This is a genomic window from Actinomadura latina NBRC 106108, assembly GCF_001552195.1.
Classification (GTDB): domain Bacteria; phylum Actinomycetota; class Actinomycetes; order Streptosporangiales; family Streptosporangiaceae; genus Spirillospora; species Spirillospora latina.
Genome location: NZ_BCQS01000005.1, coordinates 204,733 through 221,202 on the forward strand (window position 1 = coordinate 204,733; position 16,470 = coordinate 221,202).

Here is a 16,470-nt window from a genome sequence, read left to right on the forward strand (position 1 = left end):
CTCCGTTCTCAGATGCCCTGGCTGAGGCCGCCGTCGACCAGCAGGGTGGTTCCGGTGATGAAGCCCGCCCGCTCGCTCGCGAGGAACGCGGCGGCCGCGCCGAAGTCGGCGGGCGAGCCGAGCCGGCCGAGCGGGATGCCCGCCGCGATCTCCGCGCGGCCGCCGTCCGGGTCGTCGCCGAGGAGCGCCTCCACGGCCGGGGTGAGGTGGTAGCCGGGCGCCAGGACGTTGACGGTGACCCCGGCCGGGCCCAGTTCGCGGACGAGCGTCTTGGCGAACCCGGCGAGGGCGGGCCGCACGGTGCCGGACAGGGCGAGCTTCGGCGTCGGCTGCCGCATCGTCTCCGATGCGATCATGAGGATGCGGCCCCAGCCGGCGTCCACCATGTGCGGGACGGCGGCCTGGACGAGCGCGATATGGGACAGCACGCACAGCTCGACGGCGTCGCGGTAGGCGTCGAGGCCGAACCCGAGCGCGGGGCCGGCCGGCGGCCCGCCCGCGTTGGTGACCAGGACGTGCGGCCCGCCGAGGGCGGCCGCGGTCTCGCGCACCCAGGCGGCGGACGCGGCGTGGTCGCGGACGTCGAGCCGGGTGGGGACGGCGCGTCCGGGGCCCGCCGCGCCGATCTCCTTGCGTGCCGTCTCCAGTCTCGCCTCGTCGCGTCCGCAGAACGCGACGTCCGCGCCCGCGGCGGCGAGTTCGCGGGCGGTGGCGAGGCCGAGGCCGCTGGTCCCGGCGGCGACCAGGGCGACGCGGCCGCGCAGTCCGAGATCCATCAGGCCTCCTCGGGCACCGGGGCGGGGACGGGACGGAGCGGGTAGCCGTAGCGGGCCAGCAGCGGCGCGGCGAGGAGGGTGGCGACGGCGCGGGCGGGGGCGGGCTGGGCGCGCACCCACGCGTCGTCGTCGCGTATGCGGACCGGGCCCCGCCGCAGCCGGTCGGGGTTGCCGGTCACCGTGTGGTTGGCGCCGAGCCGGGCGGTGCCGCAGCCGTCCACGGGCGGGTCGCCGCCGAGGCCCGCGTGCTCCATGACCCGCGCCAGCTCGGCGCGCGGGCGCGCCGCGAAGTCCTCGTACCGCAGCCGCAGGCACCGGCCGGGGAACGCGCGGGCGAGGCGTTCGGACGCCAGGTTGAACCCCGTCCAGTAGGCGGTGCTGCGGGCCGGGCCCATCGCCGGGATGTACTCCTTCGCGCGCCGCCACGACTCGGCGGTGGCGCGCGGGTCCCGGACGACGTGCAGGACGCGGGCGTCCACGCCGGGCGCGCCGCACAGCGCGGCGGCCTCGGCGGGGAACTTGCCGGTGTCGACGACCAGCGCGGCGCCGGTCTCGTCCGCGATCGCCTCGTACAGCGCGGCCAGGTCGCGCACGGCCGGGTGGGGGGCGCGGGCGCGCCGGGCCTCGGCGAGCCGCCGGCCGGTGTGCCGGGTCCGCAGCGCCGCCTCCTGGCGCCGGACGGCGCGTTCGGCGTGCCAGGCCGGGTCGTCGCCGGCGAGCCGCCCGATGACGGCCCTCCACAGCGGGCACGACGGGATCTCCCGCCCGCAGCCGCAGAGCGTGTTGGTGCCCCGGCGGAGGACGCCGTTCGTCCACAGGTAGCGCAGTTCGCCGACGTGGACGGCGCCGGGAACCTCGCCGAGGAGGTTGCCGAGCAGGGTCGTCCCGCTGCGGCACCAGCCCGTCACGTACAGGACGCGGAGCATCAGCAGCGCCCGGCGCCGGCGCCGACGACCTTCCGGACGGCCTCGACGACGTGGTCGCGGTCCCGCTCGGTGAGGTTGGCCGACAGCGGGATGTCGATCGCCTCGTCCAGCCGCGCCGCCGTGGCCGGGTACCGCGCGCGGGCGCGCTCCGCGTCCGGGAACAGGAACCGCCAGTTCCAGAAGGCGCGGACGTTGGTGTCGCCGGGGTCGCCGAGGGCGCGCGCGCCGATGCCCTCGGCGCGCAGCGCGGCGGCGGTCCAGGCGGCGGCGCGGGCGCCCGCGCCGGGCAGCCGGAACACGAGCGCCTCGCCGAGGCAGGCGCCTTCGGCGACCGGGCGGCGCAGCGCGACGCCGGGCACGCCGGCGAGCCGCGCCGCGACGTCGTCGTGGTTGCGGCGGTGGGCGGCGAGCCGGTCGGGCAGGCGGCGCAGCATCGGGCGGGCGAGCGCGGCCCGGATCTCGTCCATCCGCAGGCCGAAGATCGGCAGGGCCAGGTCGTCGACGGGCGGCGGGGGGCCGTCGAAGTGCCGCGCCATCCGGCCCTCGTAGGCGCCGGAGTAGACGACGGCGCGGGCGTGCACGGCCGGGTCGCGGGCGAGCAGGAACCCGCCTTCGCCGGTGTTGAGCGACTTGTCGGACTGGGTGCTGAACGCGCCCGCGTCGCCGAAGGTGCCGAGGAGGCGGCCGTTCAGCCGGGCGCCGAGCGCGGGCACCGCGTCCTCGACCACGGGGACGCCGTGCTCGCGGGCGAGCGCGCAGATCGCGTCCATGTCGCAGGCGAACCCGCGCATGTGCACGACCACGACCGCGCGGACGTCCGGGGTGAGCCGGCGGCGCAGGTCGGCGACGTCCATGTGCAGGTCGTCGTCGCATTCGACGAGGACGGGGCGGTGCCCGGCGAGCAGGATCGCGCTGGGCGTCGCGGCGAAGGTGAAGGCGGGGCACGCGACGAGGGAGCCGGGCGGCAGGTCCAGGGCGAGCAGCGCCAGCGTGATGGCGGCCGTGCCGCTGGCGCACGACAGCGCGTGCGGGACGCCGAAGTACGCGCACAGGTCGCGCTCGAACCGGCCGGTCTGCGTCTCGGCGTAGGGGCGGTGGTCGTAGCGGAAGTAGAGCCGGTCCCGGATCGCGGCGAGCGCGTCGTCCAGGTCGTCCTCGCCGATGAAGACGTCGCCCTTGTCGTAGGTCGGCCAGGGGTCGGTGCGCACCGGCTCGGCGCCGTCGATGGCGAGCAGGCCGGGCTGAACGTCCACGGTCATGTCGTCTCCTCCACGGGGAACGGGAGCATGGCTCAGGGGTGCGGGGGCGCCAGCGTGAGCACCGCGGGCACGTCGGCGGGGAACGCGCGGCGCAGCAGCCCGAAACCGATGCCGGACAGGCCGGCGAGGAGTCCGGGCGCGGGCGCGGGCAGGGCGGTGCGCAGCGCGCCGGACGGGCGGGGGGCGGGTTCGCCGAGGGCGGTGAGCAGTTCCGCGAGCCCGCCCGCGCCGTGGCAGAGCGAGTCGTCCGGCGGCGGGGCGGAGCCGCGGACGGTCCGGGTGGCGGCGTCGAGGGAACGCTCCAGTCCGGGCGCGGCGTCGCGGAGTTCCAGCAGGGCGAGGCCGGTTCCCGCCGCGCCCTGGCACCAGCCCGGCTCGGCCACCGGCTCCTGGACGGCGAGTTCGCGGGCGCGCGACGCGTGGCGGGGGTCGCCGAGCAGGGCGTGCAGGCGGGCGAGGGCGACCGCCGCGCCGGGCGCGCCGTACCCGAAGCCGGGGCCCTCCGGTTCCATCGCCATGAGCCGCTCACCGGCGGCCAGCGCCGCGGCCTCCACCGCTTCGCCGGGGAGCACGGCGTGCACGGCGAGCGCGGACAGCAGCGCACCCGCCTCGCCGTCCAGGACGCCGGGCCCGGCGGGCGCGGACGGCGGCGCGTCCCGCGCGGCCTCGGCCAGGTCCGCGCGCCGGTGGACGGCGGCGGCGTGCGCGAGGTGGTAGGCGGGGCCGAGGGCGGGCACGGCGGCGGACGCGCGGCAGCGGGCGGCGACCTCGTCGGCGACCCGGCCGGCCAGCCCGGCGACCCACCGCTCGCCCGTCACGGCGGACAGGTAGGACAGGAACAGGCCGATGCCCGGCAGCCCGCCGTAGAGGTCGAGCCCGGCGGGCGCGACGCGGCGGGACGCGGCGTCGACCACCTCGATCGTGAGCCAGCCGATCCGGTCGCCGTCCCGCACGGCGGTCGCGTCGAGCCGCCGCGCGATGTCCAGGGCGCCCCGCACCGGATCGGCGCCCGACGGCCCGCGCGCGGGGTGCCCGGCGCGCGGCCGGGCGTCCAGCGCGGCCAGGCTCGCGTCGACGATCTCCAGCTGGGCGGCGAGGCCGTCCTCGTCGAGCGCGGCGAGGCAGGCCGCCGTCTCCTCCAGCGGCGCGGCGGGCAGGACGTCCGGGAGGCGCGTCCCGTCCTCCAGCCACACGTCGCGGTGGCCGGGCCGGACCTCGAACACCGGCACCTCGCCGCGCCGCAGCGCCGCCTTCTCCGCCTCGACGAGCGCCGCGCGGTGCGGGACGCCGGGCCAGCCGGCCGCGAGCCGGTCGAGGCCGCGCTCATGGACGGCGGGGTCGCGCACCGCCTCGGGCCGCCATCCCTCCAGCAGCAGCCGCACGTAGAGGAACGTCGAGAGCTGGATCAGCCGGACCGGGACGTCCGCGCAGCCGTGCAGCGGCCCGCCCGGCGCGAGGAGGGCGGTCCCGGCGGCGGCCAGCCGGCGGTGGGCGAGGGCGTAGCCGGCGGTGAGCGCGCCGCGGTGCGCGCGCGGGTCGGCGGTCCCCCCGTCCGGCAGGCGCAGCCGCCCGCCGGGCGCGGGAACGGCCCGGTAGCCGAGCCTGACCCGCATCCGGTCGGTACCGGGGGCCTCGGCGATCGGCGTCGGGATGAGGGAGCGGCGGCCGGGCGCGATGCCGAGCGGGCTGATGTCGACGCCGAAGGGCAGCTCGGTCTCCACGTCGGGCATGACGAGCGGGCCGGGCAGCAGGCCGGTGCGCAGCACGGACCCGGCGAGCCGCTCGGCGGCCGGGTCGCCGAGCCGCGCGCGGCGCGCCGCCGGCTGCGTCCCCTCGGTGTGGAACAGGGCCTCCAGGTCGATGACCACGGGGTCGTCGCCGGCGGCGATCACGTTGTCGGCGTGCAGGTCGTAGCCGTGGACCGCGTGGGTCAGCGCGAGCAGCGCGCCCATCCGCCAGAAGAACCCGGGCAGTCGCTCCCGGTCGCAGGGCGCGGGCTCGATGTACTCGCTCCAGCCCCGGTCGCCGCGGTCCAGCAGCCGGGGGCGGCGCAGCGGGTGCGGGACGCCGGGCGCGTTGAACCAGCCGAGGAGGCGGTCGAAGCAGCGGTCGACGGCGAGGCTGCGCGGCTTGTAGACGACGGTGGCGCGCTCGAACCGGACGATCGCGACCGTCCGGCCGCCCCGGTGCGTCTCGGCGGACCCGAACACGACGTCGTCCAGGGCCCCGGGGTCGCCGAAGGTCTCGGTGAGCGGGGGCAGGTCGGCGGCGAGGTCGCGGGCGAAGGCGACGCGGGCGGCGGCCCAGGCGTCCAGCAGGCCGGCGGCCTGCTCCGCGAGGACGGGGTACTCCGCCCAGATCCGCCGTGCCGTCCCGGGGTCGCGCAGGCTCCGCACGAACGCCTCGTAGCGCTGCCGCGGCGTCGCGCCGTCCAGGCCCCGCCGGCGCGCCGCGTCCAGCTCCCGCGTGAGCGCCGGCTGGACGGCCATGGCGAGCCAGCCGAGCGGCGGCTCGCGGACGAGGAGTCCGGGCAGGCCGTCCGGCAGGCCCTCCACGGCGCGCAGACCGGCGCGCAGGGTGCGGCAGGCGGCGGCGATCAGCGGCCGGGCGACCTCCAGGAGGCCGAGGCCGGCGTCCGCCAGGTCGTCCGGCGCCCCGGCGGGGGCCGCCGCCGGGGCGCTCATCCGGCGTCACCCGGGACGTCGTCCCGGCCGGCGCGCTGCTCCCCCGCCGCCCGGCGCGCGCCGGAAAGGGCGCGCAGCGGGCAGCCGGGGGCCGGGCGAGCGGCGGGGCGCGGACCCGTTCCGCGAATGGGATCGATCACCGGATCGGTGAATCCGGTGGCCGGCTCGGCCGCATTATCCGGCTTCGGCATGGCACCGCCCCTTCCAATCCGCTACGAAGTTCTATCATGACCGATTTTTCCGAACAAGATCGAAGGGGACCCTTTTAATTCCGCCGCGGATGTGCTTACCCTCTCGGTTGGCACGGTGCAGGATCGGCATCGTGCATTTGTCGGCCGGCCCGAGATCCGGGCGGCCGCGCAAAGCGTGTCTGATGGGAGTTCGCCGTGCTGGACTACCTCATCGATGACCCCGGGCTGCGCGAGCGCGGCCCCGGGGAGGAACTGGCGGTCGCGGTCGCGCGGGCGGCCGGGGGCGACGCGGCGGTGCGGCTCCGGGCGCCGCTGACGACGCTGTTCCCGCTCGCCTCCACCCGGCCGCGGCCGACCGTCCGGGAGCAGACCAAGGGCGGCACGGTCGCCGACCGCACCCTGCGCTACGTGCGCGAGCACCGGGACACCGGGCGCGACGGCGACCGGGGCACCCGCTACGGCGCGACGCCGGAGGCGGTGTTCCGCCCGGCGGTCGCCAAGGCGGAGCTGACCGAGATCTCCGTCGCCGTGCCGGTGCCCGCCGAGCTGTGCGGCGACCCGGCGCTGCTCGCCCGCTTCGTCGACCACCGCGTGATCGTCCGGCTGTGCACCGTGGAGAACGAGGTGCTCCTGCACGGCAGCGACGACGGCGCGATACCCGGGCTGCTGCGCCTGGACGGGCTGCGCCGCCTCCCCGCCCCGCGAGAGGACGCCCAGGTGAGCGCGGTGCTGGACGCGCTGATGGGCGGCTGCGCCGAGGTGGAGGAGATGGGCGGCTCGTGCGACGGGCTCGTCATGCACCCCGCCCTGTACTGGCGGCTCGTGGGCGGCGGCGCGCTGCCCTCGCTGGACGCCGCGGGGCTGCGCGTCACCCGCACCCGCATGATCGAGCGGGACCGCGTCCTGCTCGGCGACTTCCGCGCCGGCATCACCCTGCTGGACGGCGAGGAGTCGACGCTGGCGCTGCGCCGGCCGGCCGGTGACGGGGACGCGACGATCACCGCCGCGATGCGCCTCGGGCTGGCCGTGCACCTGCCCCAGCACTTCGTCCTGCTGGGCGGCTGACCCGCGCTCCGCTCTCCCCGGTGCTCCCCCGGGCCCGAGCCGACGGGCCCGCGACCGCGAGAAATGGAGGTGACCCGTATGCGCACGCCGCCGTGGTGACGACCCCCGCCCCGTCCCGTCCTCGCGAGACCGGGAGGTGAATCGCATGCGCACGAAGCCGTGGTGATTTCCAGCCGCGTCCACCGACGATTCTCCGGGCCCTGAGGAGGAAAAATGCGTACGACTCCGTGGTAAACCCGCACCGACACTCCGCGGACAGGCGGAAGGCATCACAACAATGGCCGCATGCCGATGCTCGTGATGTCGCCCGCATTTCGACCGAAGGAATTCGGTCGCACTGATCCGCGGAAATGGGCGCCGTATCACCGATGCCGGCGCAGCGGCGCCCGCGGCACCCTCCGGGGCCGCGGGCGCCCCCCTTCGCGGGCGGCGGCGCCGGCGAGCGCCGTCGCCAGCAGGCCCGCCGCGAGCCCCGCCCAGGCGACGCGGAACGCGGCGCCGGTCGGTTCGTGCAGCACCGCGGCGAGGCCGCCGATCCCCGCCGCCGCGCCGGCGGACCGGGCCAGCATGATGAGCGCGCTGCCGCTGCCGAACCGGGCGGGCGGGACGGCCTCCATCGCGATCGTCTCGATCGCCACGGCGGCCGCCGCCATCCCCGCCGTGCCCGCCACGAGCGCGGGCAGCACCACCAGCGGGTAGCTCCGCCCGGCGCCGAGCGCGCCGGCCGCGAGGGGCCAGCACCAGCCGGCGGCGCCGACCGCGCCGCCCGCGACCGTGACCGCCCGCGCGCCCGCCCACCGCACCAGCGGCCCGCTCCGCCAGGAGACGACGGCCGAGGTCAGCGGTCCGGGCGTGAGCGCGATCGCGGCGGCGAGCACCGGGTAGCCCCAGCGCTCGGTCAGGAACAGCGCCACGCACAGCGCCACCGCGAACTGGGTGACGCTGAGCAGCGCCATCGCCGCGTTGCCCGCCGCCGTGGACCGGGCCCGCAGCAGCGTGAAGTCCGCCGCGGGGCGGGGGTGCCGGAGCGAGCGGCGCACCCCGAGGCATGCCAGCGCGGCGCCGGCGGCGAGCGCGGCCGCGGTCCGGCCCGCCGTCCAGCCCCAGTCGGGGCCCTGCACGACACCGAGGACCAGCGCGGCGACGCCGCCGGCGAGCAGTGCCGTGCCGAGCAGGTCGGGCAGGCCCCGCTCCTCCGCCGGCCCGGGCCGGTCCGCGGGCCGCGCGGGAACGCCGGCGGCCGCGCAGCCCAGCGCGAGCACGCCGAGCGGCAGGTTGATCAGGAAGATCCAGCGCCAGCCGCCGAGCGCGAGCAGCGCCCCGCCGAGCGCGGGCCCGCTCGCGCCCGCGATGCCCGCGGCGGCGCCGAGCAGCCCGAACGCGTGCCCGGCCCGGCCGGGGAACTCGCTCAGCCCGACCGAGATCGACAGCGCGACGACCGCGCCGCCGCCGGTGGCCTGCAGCATCCGCGCCAGCACGAGCCCGAGCGGCCCGGTCGCGAGCGCGCAGGCGGCCGAGCCGAGCGTGAACACCGCGAGGCCGCCGAGGAAGATCCGCTTGGGGCCCAGCCGGTCGGCCATCCCGCCCGCGGGCAGCAGCACTGCGGCGAACACCACCGTGTAGGCGGTGATCGTCCAGGACAGCCCGGCGAGGGTGCTGCCCGGGAAGGCGCGCAGCAGCCGCGGGATCGCGATGCTGACGATGTTGTAGTCGATCACCGCCATGACGTTGGCGAGGACGACCGCGGTGAGCGCCAGCGCCCGGCGCCGGGACGCGCTCGCCGGGGGCGCGACCAGCCCGGCGAGCAGCCCGGCGCTCACTGCGCGGCGGCGGTGCCGGCCCTCCGGGCGAACTCCTCCTCCAGGACGCGTTTGCGGACCTTCCCCGTCGGGGTCTTGGGCAGCTCGGCGACGATCTCCAGCCGGTCCGGCTCGTAGCCGGGCGTCATCCGGGCGTCCGCGACGAGCTTCTGGAGGTCCTCCAGGGCCGGGGGCTCGGCGCCCGGCGCGGGAACGACGACGGCGACGATGGTCTCGCCCAGCAGCGGCTCCGGCTCCCCGACGACCGCGACCTCGGCGACGCGCGGGTCCGCGCGCAGGATGCCCTCGACCGTGACGCCCGGCACGTGCAGCCCGCCCTTGTTGATCATGTCCTTGGTGCGGCCGATGATCTTGATGCCGCCGCGGCCGTCCGGCCGGGCGAGGTCGCCGGTGGCGAACCATCCGTCGTGCAGCGCGGCGGCGAACGCCTCGTCGGCGCCCTCGTAGCCCAGGCACATGTTCGCGCCGCGGACCTCCAGGCGACCCGGCCCGTCGTCGACGACCGCGCCCTCCTCGTCGACGAGCCGCGCCGACATCCACTCCACCGGGCGGCCGTCGCTGCGGGCCGCCCAGTCCGGCGGGTCGTCCGGCCGGCTGATCGTGACGCCGCCGTTCTCGGTCATCCCCCACAGCGACCGGACCGGGAACCCGAACGTCTCGCGGAACCGCCCCGGCAGGTCCGGCGGGATCGGCGTGGAGCCGGTGACCATGTGCCGCAGCGCGACCTCCCGCGGGTTCGCCCGCTGCTCCGCCACCAGCTCGTCCAGGATGAACGGGGTGAAGTAGGCGGCGGTGATCCCGTACTTCGCGGCGAGGTCGAGGAAGTCGGCGGGCTGGAACGCGTCCGCCCACACGGCCGTCGCGCCCGCGACGAGCGGCGCCAGCATGCCGTAGAGCCAGCCGCCCTGCCCGCCCACGATGCACGGCGTGGACAGCACGTCGTCCTCGCCGAGCCCGAGCGGGACGGTGTAGGAGCGCGCCATCGCGTACAGCGTGTTGTGGGAGTGCCGGACGCCCTTCGGCCGCCCGGTCGTCCCCGACGTGTACATGATCTGGAGGACGTCGTCGCCGGACGGCCGGTGCCGGGGCGCGGCGCCGGCCCCGGCTCCGGCGAGCAGGCCGCTCTCGAAGCCGATCGCGCCTTCGGGGAGCTCCTCCCCCACCACGATTTGGTGGCGCAGCGCGGGCAGCCGGTCCCGCATGCCCGCGATGGCCGCCGCGATGTCCAGGCCCCGCACCCCGTCCAGCGACACGACGGCGCGGGCGCCGGACTCGCGCAGGATCCACTCGGTGTCGGCGGCGCCCGTCGCGATGTAGTACGGCACCGCGACCGCGCCGGCGCGCCCGCAGCCGAGCGCGAGGACGGTCGCCTGCCACTGGTTGACGAGCTGCATCGCGACCCGGTCGCCGGGGCCGACGCCGAGGCCCGCGAGGCCCGCCGCGCACCGGTCGACCAGCGCGGCGAGCTCGGCGTAGGTGAGGACGGTGTCGGGCCCGTCCCCGGTCTCCCAGACGTGGCCGACCACCGCCGGGCGGTCCGGGGCGGCGTCCGCCCACCGGTCGAGATCGTCCAGGAACGTTCCGTCCCGCCACCAGCCGCGCCGCCGGAACTCCTGTGCGTCGTGAAGGCTCGCCATCGTCGGCCCCTTCCATGCCGGGTGGCTTGATCATGACCACGGCGCGGCCGGAACGGCAACGGAAAGTCTTGACGAAGACCGCCGGGGCCGGACGGCACTCCGGTCAGGCGATCTCGCGCCAGTCGAGGACGGGGGCGGCCGTGTCCCTGATGGCGGCTAGGAGGCCGAGCCGGTTGGCGCGCACGCCCGGGTCCTCGGCCATGACCATCACGTCGTCGAAATACGTGTCGATGGGCGCGACGAGAGCGGCCGCGGCCGCGGCGAATTCCGGCAGGGACGGCCGGGCGGTCAGCTCTGCGGTGACGCGGGTGAACGCCTCGTGCAGGTCCCGCTCGGCGGGCTCGGTGAACAGGGCGGGGTCGTAGCCGGCGCCCGTCCCGTCCGGGACGATGCGGAGGACGCGCTGCAACGCCGCCGTGAGCCGCCCGAACCGGGACGAGCCGAGCAGCTCCGCGAGGTCGCCGGCGGCCCGCGCGGCGTGCGCGGGCGCGCCGGCGAGCGGCAGCACGGCGCGGACGACGTTCACCGGGCGCCCCTCGTCCAGGAGGTTCTGCTCCAGGCGCCGCGCGATGAACCGCTCGGCCTCCGCGAGGGCGCCGGGCGCGACCGCGACGGGCTGGTGCCGGGCGGCGAGGGCGAGGCCGTCCCCGACCGTGATCGGCGCGAGGCGCGGCACGTCCCGCAGGATCGCGGTCAGCGCGAGCGCGGCGCGGCGCAGGCCGAACGGGTCGGAGCTGCCGGTCGGCGCCGACCCGACGGCGAACAGCCCGGTGAGGACGTCGAGGCGGTCGGCGGCGGCGAGGACGGCCGCCGCGACCGTGGCGGGCAGCGCGTCCCCGGCCGAGCGGGGCAGCTCCATGTCGTGCAGGGCCCGCGCGACGGCCTCGTCCTCGCCGGCGCGGCGGGCGTACTCGCGGGCCATCGTCCCGGCGAGGCTCGGCAGCTCGATGACCATGGACGAGGCCAGGTCGAACTTCGCGAGCGCGGCGGCGCGGGCCAGCGCGGCGCCCTCCCCGGCGGTGAGGTCGAGGCGGCCGGCGAGGTCGGCGGCGATCGCGGCGATGCGGGCCGACCGGTCGGCCATCGACCCGAGCCGTTCGGTGAACGTGAGCCTGCCGAGCCCCTCCTTGATCTTCTCCGGCGTGCTCCGGAGATCCTGCTGGAAGAAGAACGACGCGTCCTCGTAGCGCGCGCGGAGCACGGCCTCGTTCCCGGCCCGGACGGCGTCGTGGTCGCATTCGCCGTTGGCGACCGTCACGAAGTGCGGGAGGAGCCGGTTCGAGGAGCCGCGCACCGGCAGGTAGCGCTGGTGCTTGCGCATGACCGTGGTGAGGATCTCCTCGGGCAGCTCCAGGTACTTCTCGTCGAACGAGCCGAGGATGGTGACGGGCTCCTCCACGAGGTTGACGATCTCCTCGACGAGGGCGTGCTCGGCGGCGAGGTCGACCGTCCCGCCGCGGCTCCGGGCGAGGTCCCCGGCGTCCTCGGCGATGCGTGCGCGGCGGCGGGACGGGACCGGCTCGATCCCGTGCTCGCGCAGCACGCCGACCAGCGACGCGGCGTCCGGCACGCCGACCTCCGGCGACCCGGCCGTCCGGTGGACGCGGGTCGAGCGTCCGGCGGTCAGGCCGGAGACCGCGAACGGGACCTCCCGCCCGTCCAGCAGGGCGAGCAGCCAGCGGATCGGGCGGGCGAACGACAGGCCGGGCGCGTTCCACCGCATGTTCTTCCCGGCGCGGAGCCCGGCGACGATGTCCGGGAGCAGCCCGGCGAGGACCTCGGCGGCGGAACGTCCCGCGACCTTCCGGGTGTATCCGGCGTACTCCCCGCCCGCGACGGTGACCTTCCGGACGTCCGGCACCTCGATGCCGTGCCCGCGCGCGAATCCCAGCAGCGCACGGGTCGGCTCCCCGGACGCGTCGTAGGCGGCGGCGAGCCGGGGGCCCTTCACGACCTGCTCGGTGTCGGGTTCGCGGGCCTCCAGGCCGCGGGCGAGCACGATGATCCGGCGGGGCGTCGCGGCCGTCTCCACCGAGGACGCATCCGTGACGAGCCCGGCCTCCTCCAGCCCGTCGCGCAGCCGCTCCGCCACATGGCCGGCCGTCCGCGCCACCTCGTGCGGCGGCAGCTCCTCGACCCCGATCTCCAGCGCGAACGTCCCGGCCGGGGCGGCGTCCGGCAGCGCGCCCGGCTCGGCGGCGGCGGCCCGGGCCGTGGCGTCGCCGAGCGGATGCCCCAGCTCGGCGCGGCGCTCCACCCACAGCGCGGCGACCTCGTGGGCGAGGCCGCGCATCCGCGCGAACGCGCGCGCCCGCTCGGTGGTGCCGACCGCTCCCCGCGCGTCCAGGACGTTGAACGCGTGCGAGCACTTCAGCACGTAGGAGTGGGCCGGGACGGGCAGCCGCGCGTCCAGCAGCCGCCGGGCCTCGGCCGCGTACACCTCGAACAGCTCCCGGTTCGCCGCGATGTCGGCGTCGTCCAGGTAGTAGCGGCTCATCTCGTACTCGGCCTGCCCGAACACCTCCCCGTAGGTGATCCCGGGCGCGTACGCGATGTCCTTGAAGTGGGAGACGCCCTGCAGCGCCATCAGGATGCGTTCCATCCCGTAGGTGATCTCGACCGACACGGGGTCGAGGGTCAGCCCGCCGGACTGCTGGAAGTAGGTGAACTGGGTGATCTCCAGGCCGTCCAGCCACACCTCCCAGCCGAGCCCCCACGCGCCGAGCGCGGGCGACGCCCAGTCGTCCTCGACGAACCGGACGTCGTGGGCGCGCAGGTCGACGCCGAGCGCGCCGAGGCTGCCGAGGTACCGCTCCTGCGCGTCGCCCGGCTCCGGCTTGAGGATCACCTGGAACTGGGTGTGGGTCTGCAGGCGGTTCGGGTTGTCGCCGTACCGGGAGTCGTCGGGGCGGACGCTCGGCTCGGGGTAGGCGACGCGCCAGGGCTCCGGGCCGAGGACGCGCAGCGCCGTGGACGGGTTGAGGGTGCCCGCCCCCACCTCGGTGTTCATCGGCTGCGCGACGAGGCAGCCGCGCCCCGCCCAGTAGTCGGTGAGCCGGATCAGGGCGTCCTGCATGGTCAGCACGGGCAGTCTCCAATGGGCGCGGGAAGGACAAGCCTAGAAGCGCCCGAGACCCCTCCGCATCGCGCGGCGTGGACGGGGAGCGGGCGGCACGGCCGGACGCCGCCCGCTCTACCGGCGCAGGAGGTTGAGCTCGACGCCCCCGACGATGCGCCCGCGGAGCACCTCCGCGAGCCGGTCGGACACCCGCTGGACGGTGGCGCGCTCATCGTGCCCCGCGACGACCGCGAACCGGACGGCGACCTCGGCGGACGTCCCCTCGGCCACCCGGACGCCGGTCACCGACGGGTCGGAGCCGAACGCGGCCTCGACGGCGGCGAGGACGTCGGGGTCCTCGTGCGGCGGCGGGACGGGGCGTCCCTCGGCGAGCAGGTGCAGGCGCAGGCCGTCCACGGCGAACGGGACGGGGCCCGCGACGTCCACGACCAGGGCGTCGGCGCCCTCGTCGAGGGCGGCGCGGCACGCGTCGCCGCCGCGCACCGTCACCGGGCGGGCGTCGGCGCGCCACGCCTTCATCGTCTCCGTGCAGGTGAAGCCGAGGACGCCGCGCCGCCCGTCGTCGCCGATCAGCGTGGGCACCGCCATGTCGCTGCTCTTCTCGCGCCGCAGCTCGCCCGGCGCGACGTCCTCCTCCTCGGTGAGGACGGCGACGATCGGCACGAGCAGCCGGGCGCCCTGCAGCCGCCGCAGCACCGCGTGCGCGCCGACGCGCCCGGCCGCGTACCCGGCGAGCGCTTCGCAGAGCCGGGGATCGGCGCTTCCGTCGTCCCCGGGGAACTGTGGTTCGGGAATGGTCAGTCCGGACACGGCAGGAAGGCTATAACCTCCGGCGGCCGCCGTGGGCGCCTATCCGGATACTGTCCGTGCCCGCCCGGTCACCCGAGGTCGGCGATGGCGGCCACGGTGCCGCCGCCCGAGGGCCCCTGGTGGACGGCCGCCACCGACACGAACACCGCCGGGTCGCCCGTGACGGACGCCGCCACACCGCCGACGCACGCCTTGATCTGCCGGTGCCAGTGCACGTCGGAGTCGTCCAGCATGATGTTCCGGCGGCCCCTCACCGAGCCGGCCGGGTCCGCCTCGCACTTGATGAACACGTTGACGAGCCGGTCGCCGAGGTCGGACGTGCGGGGCCGGTCGGGCAGATCGAGGCCGGTGCTCCGGACGGCGTCCCAGATGCCGTCGGCGTCCAGTGCGTCCTTCATCACACCGTGCCCGGCCCGGTACCGGCCGCCGACGCCGCGCACGTTGCCGACGACGACGATCTGCGCCCGGTCGAGCTCCACGCCGGACGAGCAGGACGCCACCGACGAGTACAGCGACAGGTCCTTGTGGATCTGCTCCGCCGACGGTGTCGCGATCTCGCCGAGCGCGACGGCGATACCGAGCGCCGTGGTCGAGTTGGAGATGTCCATCGACTTGAGCGTGTCCTCGGTGACGACGTCGCGGCCGCGCGACTTCGCGTCGTTGATCGTGTCGAGGGTGAGCAGCGGCGTCTTCGTCTGGACGTAGTGGACGTCGGCCGGGTCGTCGATTCCCGCGATCTTCATGGCCTCGCGGACGCCGGCGGCGACGGTCTCGACCATCGCGGGCCGCCCGATGTCCTCGGGCAGGATGACGTCGCTCATCGCGACGCCGACCGACAGGCGCGGCTCGTCCGACGCGGGGGCCTTCGCGGGGTCGACGGTGGCGAACACCGTCGCGTGCGGGCTGAGCACCCCGTCGGTGCCGCCCGACCACACGAGGGGGACGCGCGCCACCTCGTCCGCCGGCCGCGTGCCCTTCGCGACGAGCACCTCGCGGAACGCCCGGTCGGCGAGCAGCCGCGTGTAGTCGTTCACGCCGCCGTTGCCCTCGGTCTTGCCGACGACGGCGAGGACCCGGTCGGCCTCCAGGACGCCGTCGTCGATCAGCCGGGCCAGCCCGGACGCGTCGGTCACGGACTCGATGGGGATCTTGCGGACTTCGATCGGATCGGGCACGTCATCGCTCCTCAGCTGCTGTGGTCGACTCGGTCTGTACCCCGGGCGGCGCCTCGACGACCGTCCCCGCCGCGCCGTGCGCGGCGTCGCCGAGCCGGGCCAGCGACGCGATCGCGGCGCGCCTCCCGCCGGAGGCGACGAACCGCCGCACCGCCTCCACCTTGGGGCCCATGCTGCCGCCGGCGAAGTGCCCGGCGGCGGCCAGCTCCGCCAGCTCGGCGATCGTGGTGCGGTGCAGCGGGCGCGCCCGCGGCGTCCCGAACCCGGCCATCGCGTTCTCCACGTCCGTGGCGATCACGAGGGTGGACGCGCCGAGCCGACGGGCCAGCAGCTGCGCCGCCAGGTCCTTGTCGACGACGGCCTCGACGCCGCGCAGCGTCCCGTCCTCCCGGACGACGGGCGCTCCCCCGCCGCCCGCCGCGACGACGACGTGTCCGGCGTCGAGCAGCACCCCGGCCGCGTCCGCGTCCAGGATCTCCAGCGGCTCGGGCGAGGCGACGACGCGCCGCCAGCCCCGCTCCCCGAACGGCCGCCACGTCTCGCCGTGCGCCATGGAGCGGCGCGCCTGCTCCTCGGGGAAGTACCGGCCGATCGGCTTGGCGGGGGCCCCGAACCCGGGGTCGGACGCGTCCACGAGCGTCCGCGTCACGACCGTGGACACCGGGCGGGCCGCGCCCCGCGCGCGCAGCGCCCGCTCCAGCGCATTCATGATCATCACGCCGACGGTGGCCTGGGTCTGGGCGCCGCACCAGTCCAGCGGGACGGGCGGCACCACCCCCGCCGCCAGCTGGTTCTTGATGAGCAGGTTGCCGACCTGCGGCCCGTTGCCGTGCGTGAGCGCGACCCGCGCGCCCGCCGCGACCAGCTCCGCCACGTGCGCCATCGCGGCCTCGATCGCCGCCGCCTGCGCGTCCGGGGTGGCGCTGCCGTCCGGTGCGGTCATGGCGTTGCCGCCGAGCGCGATCAGGATCCGCTCGCCGCTGAGCGATCCCCCGCCGTTCCAGGTCACGGGACGGACGCTAGCCGTGCGAAGGGGCGGCGCTCACGG

The 16,470-nt window shown here is 76.7% G+C and carries 12 protein-coding genes; 1 reads left to right on the top strand and 11 read right to left on the bottom strand.

Translation table 11 applies throughout. From position 1 onward, the window contains the following. Window positions 1-8: 8 nt before the first annotated feature. The 5 genes from AL2_RS07260 to AL2_RS37300 are packed head-to-tail and all read right to left on the bottom strand — an operon-like array spanning window position 9 to window position 5,836. Entirely contained in the window at window positions 9-776 is a 768-nt protein-coding gene (locus AL2_RS07260; RefSeq protein ID WP_067631165.1) for an SDR family NAD(P)-dependent oxidoreductase, read from the bottom strand. Then, window positions 776-1,702, bottom strand: a complete 927-nt coding sequence (locus AL2_RS07265) for a sulfotransferase (protein ID WP_067631167.1) — start codon at window positions 1,700-1,702, stop codon at window positions 776-778. Before AL2_RS07265 ends, AL2_RS07260 begins: the two co-directional genes overlap by 1 nt. Next, window positions 1,702-2,961: a DegT/DnrJ/EryC1/StrS family aminotransferase gene (locus AL2_RS07270; protein ID WP_083946158.1), complete on the bottom strand. Its 1,260-nt coding sequence runs from the start codon at window positions 2,959-2,961 to the stop codon at window positions 1,702-1,704. Before AL2_RS07270 ends, AL2_RS07265 begins: the two co-directional genes overlap by 1 nt. A gap of 32 nt (window positions 2,962-2,993) precedes the next feature. After that, window positions 2,994-5,645, bottom strand: coding sequence for a type 2 lanthipeptide synthetase LanM family protein (locus AL2_RS07275; protein WP_067631170.1), 2,652 nt, complete (start codon window positions 5,643-5,645; stop codon window positions 2,994-2,996). After that, on the bottom strand, window positions 5,642-5,836 hold the full coding sequence (locus AL2_RS37300; RefSeq protein WP_157438048.1) for a hypothetical protein: 195 nt from the start codon (window positions 5,834-5,836) through the stop codon (window positions 5,642-5,644). Before AL2_RS37300 ends, AL2_RS07275 begins: the two co-directional genes overlap by 4 nt. 195 nt (window positions 5,837-6,031) lie before the next feature. Between AL2_RS37300 and AL2_RS07280 the strand changes: the two genes are divergently transcribed. Beyond that, window positions 6,032-6,901 carry a family 3 encapsulin nanocompartment shell protein gene (locus AL2_RS07280; protein WP_210748798.1) on the top strand — a complete coding sequence of 290 codons (870 nt, stop codon included), beginning with the start codon at window positions 6,032-6,034 and terminating at the stop codon, window positions 6,899-6,901. Between the two features lie 362 nt (window positions 6,902-7,263). Here AL2_RS07280 and AL2_RS07285 read toward each other — a convergent pair whose 3' ends face one another. The 6 genes from AL2_RS07285 to AL2_RS07310 all read right to left on the bottom strand — a co-directional run bounded on the left by AL2_RS07285 (window position 7,264) and on the right by AL2_RS07310 (window position 16,431). Beyond that, complete coding sequence (locus tag AL2_RS07285) at window positions 7,264-8,721, bottom strand: MFS transporter (protein ID WP_083946160.1); 1,458 nt, start codon at window positions 8,719-8,721, stop codon at window positions 7,264-7,266. Then, complete coding sequence (locus AL2_RS07290) at window positions 8,718-10,358, bottom strand: AMP-binding protein (protein WP_067631172.1); 1,641 nt, start codon at window positions 10,356-10,358, stop codon at window positions 8,718-8,720. The genes AL2_RS07285 and AL2_RS07290 overlap by 4 nt, the downstream gene beginning before the upstream one ends. A gap of 103 nt (window positions 10,359-10,461) precedes the next feature. Then, window positions 10,462-13,434: a glycine--tRNA ligase gene (locus AL2_RS07295; protein WP_067632445.1), complete on the bottom strand. Its 2,973-nt coding sequence runs from the start codon at window positions 13,432-13,434 to the stop codon at window positions 10,462-10,464. Between the two features lie 117 nt (window positions 13,435-13,551). Then, window positions 13,552-14,247 (bottom strand): SseB family protein, encoded by a 696-nt coding sequence (locus AL2_RS07300; RefSeq protein WP_067631175.1) that lies wholly within the window; start codon window positions 14,245-14,247, stop codon window positions 13,552-13,554. Window positions 14,248-14,315: 68 nt separating this feature from the next. Beyond that, window positions 14,316-15,422 (bottom strand): barbiturase, encoded by a 1,107-nt coding sequence (bar, locus tag AL2_RS07305; protein WP_067631178.1) that lies wholly within the window; start codon window positions 15,420-15,422, stop codon window positions 14,316-14,318. A gap of 1 nt (window position 15,423) precedes the next feature. After that, window positions 15,424-16,431, bottom strand: a complete 1,008-nt coding sequence (locus AL2_RS07310) for a carbamate kinase (protein WP_245666426.1) — start codon at window positions 16,429-16,431, stop codon at window positions 15,424-15,426. Between the last annotated feature and the right edge of the window lie 39 nt (window positions 16,432-16,470).

What these genes read in the sequence shown, in the direction of transcription:
- AL2_RS07260 (WP_067631165.1), bottom strand. Translation starts at nt 776, where the DNA reads ATGGATCTCGGACTGCGCGGCCGCGTCGCCCTGGTCGCCGCCGGGACC.
- AL2_RS07295 (WP_067632445.1), bottom strand. Translation starts at nt 13,434, where the DNA reads ATGCAGGACGCCCTGATCCGGCTCACCGACTACTGGGCGGGGCGCGGC.
- AL2_RS07265 (WP_067631167.1), bottom strand. Translation starts at nt 1,702, where the DNA reads ATGCTCCGCGTCCTGTACGTGACGGGCTGGTGCCGCAGCGGGACGACC.
- AL2_RS37300 (WP_157438048.1), bottom strand. Translation starts at nt 5,836, where the DNA reads ATGCCGAAGCCGGATAATGCGGCCGAGCCGGCCACCGGATTCACCGAT.
- AL2_RS07290 (WP_067631172.1), bottom strand. Translation starts at nt 10,358, where the DNA reads ATGGCGAGCCTTCACGACGCACAGGAGTTCCGGCGGCGCGGCTGGTGG.
- AL2_RS07270 (WP_083946158.1), bottom strand. Translation starts at nt 2,961, where the DNA reads ATGACCGTGGACGTTCAGCCCGGCCTGCTCGCCATCGACGGCGCCGAG.
- AL2_RS07275 (WP_067631170.1), bottom strand. Translation starts at nt 5,645, where the DNA reads ATGAGCGCCCCGGCGGCGGCCCCCGCCGGGGCGCCGGACGACCTGGCG.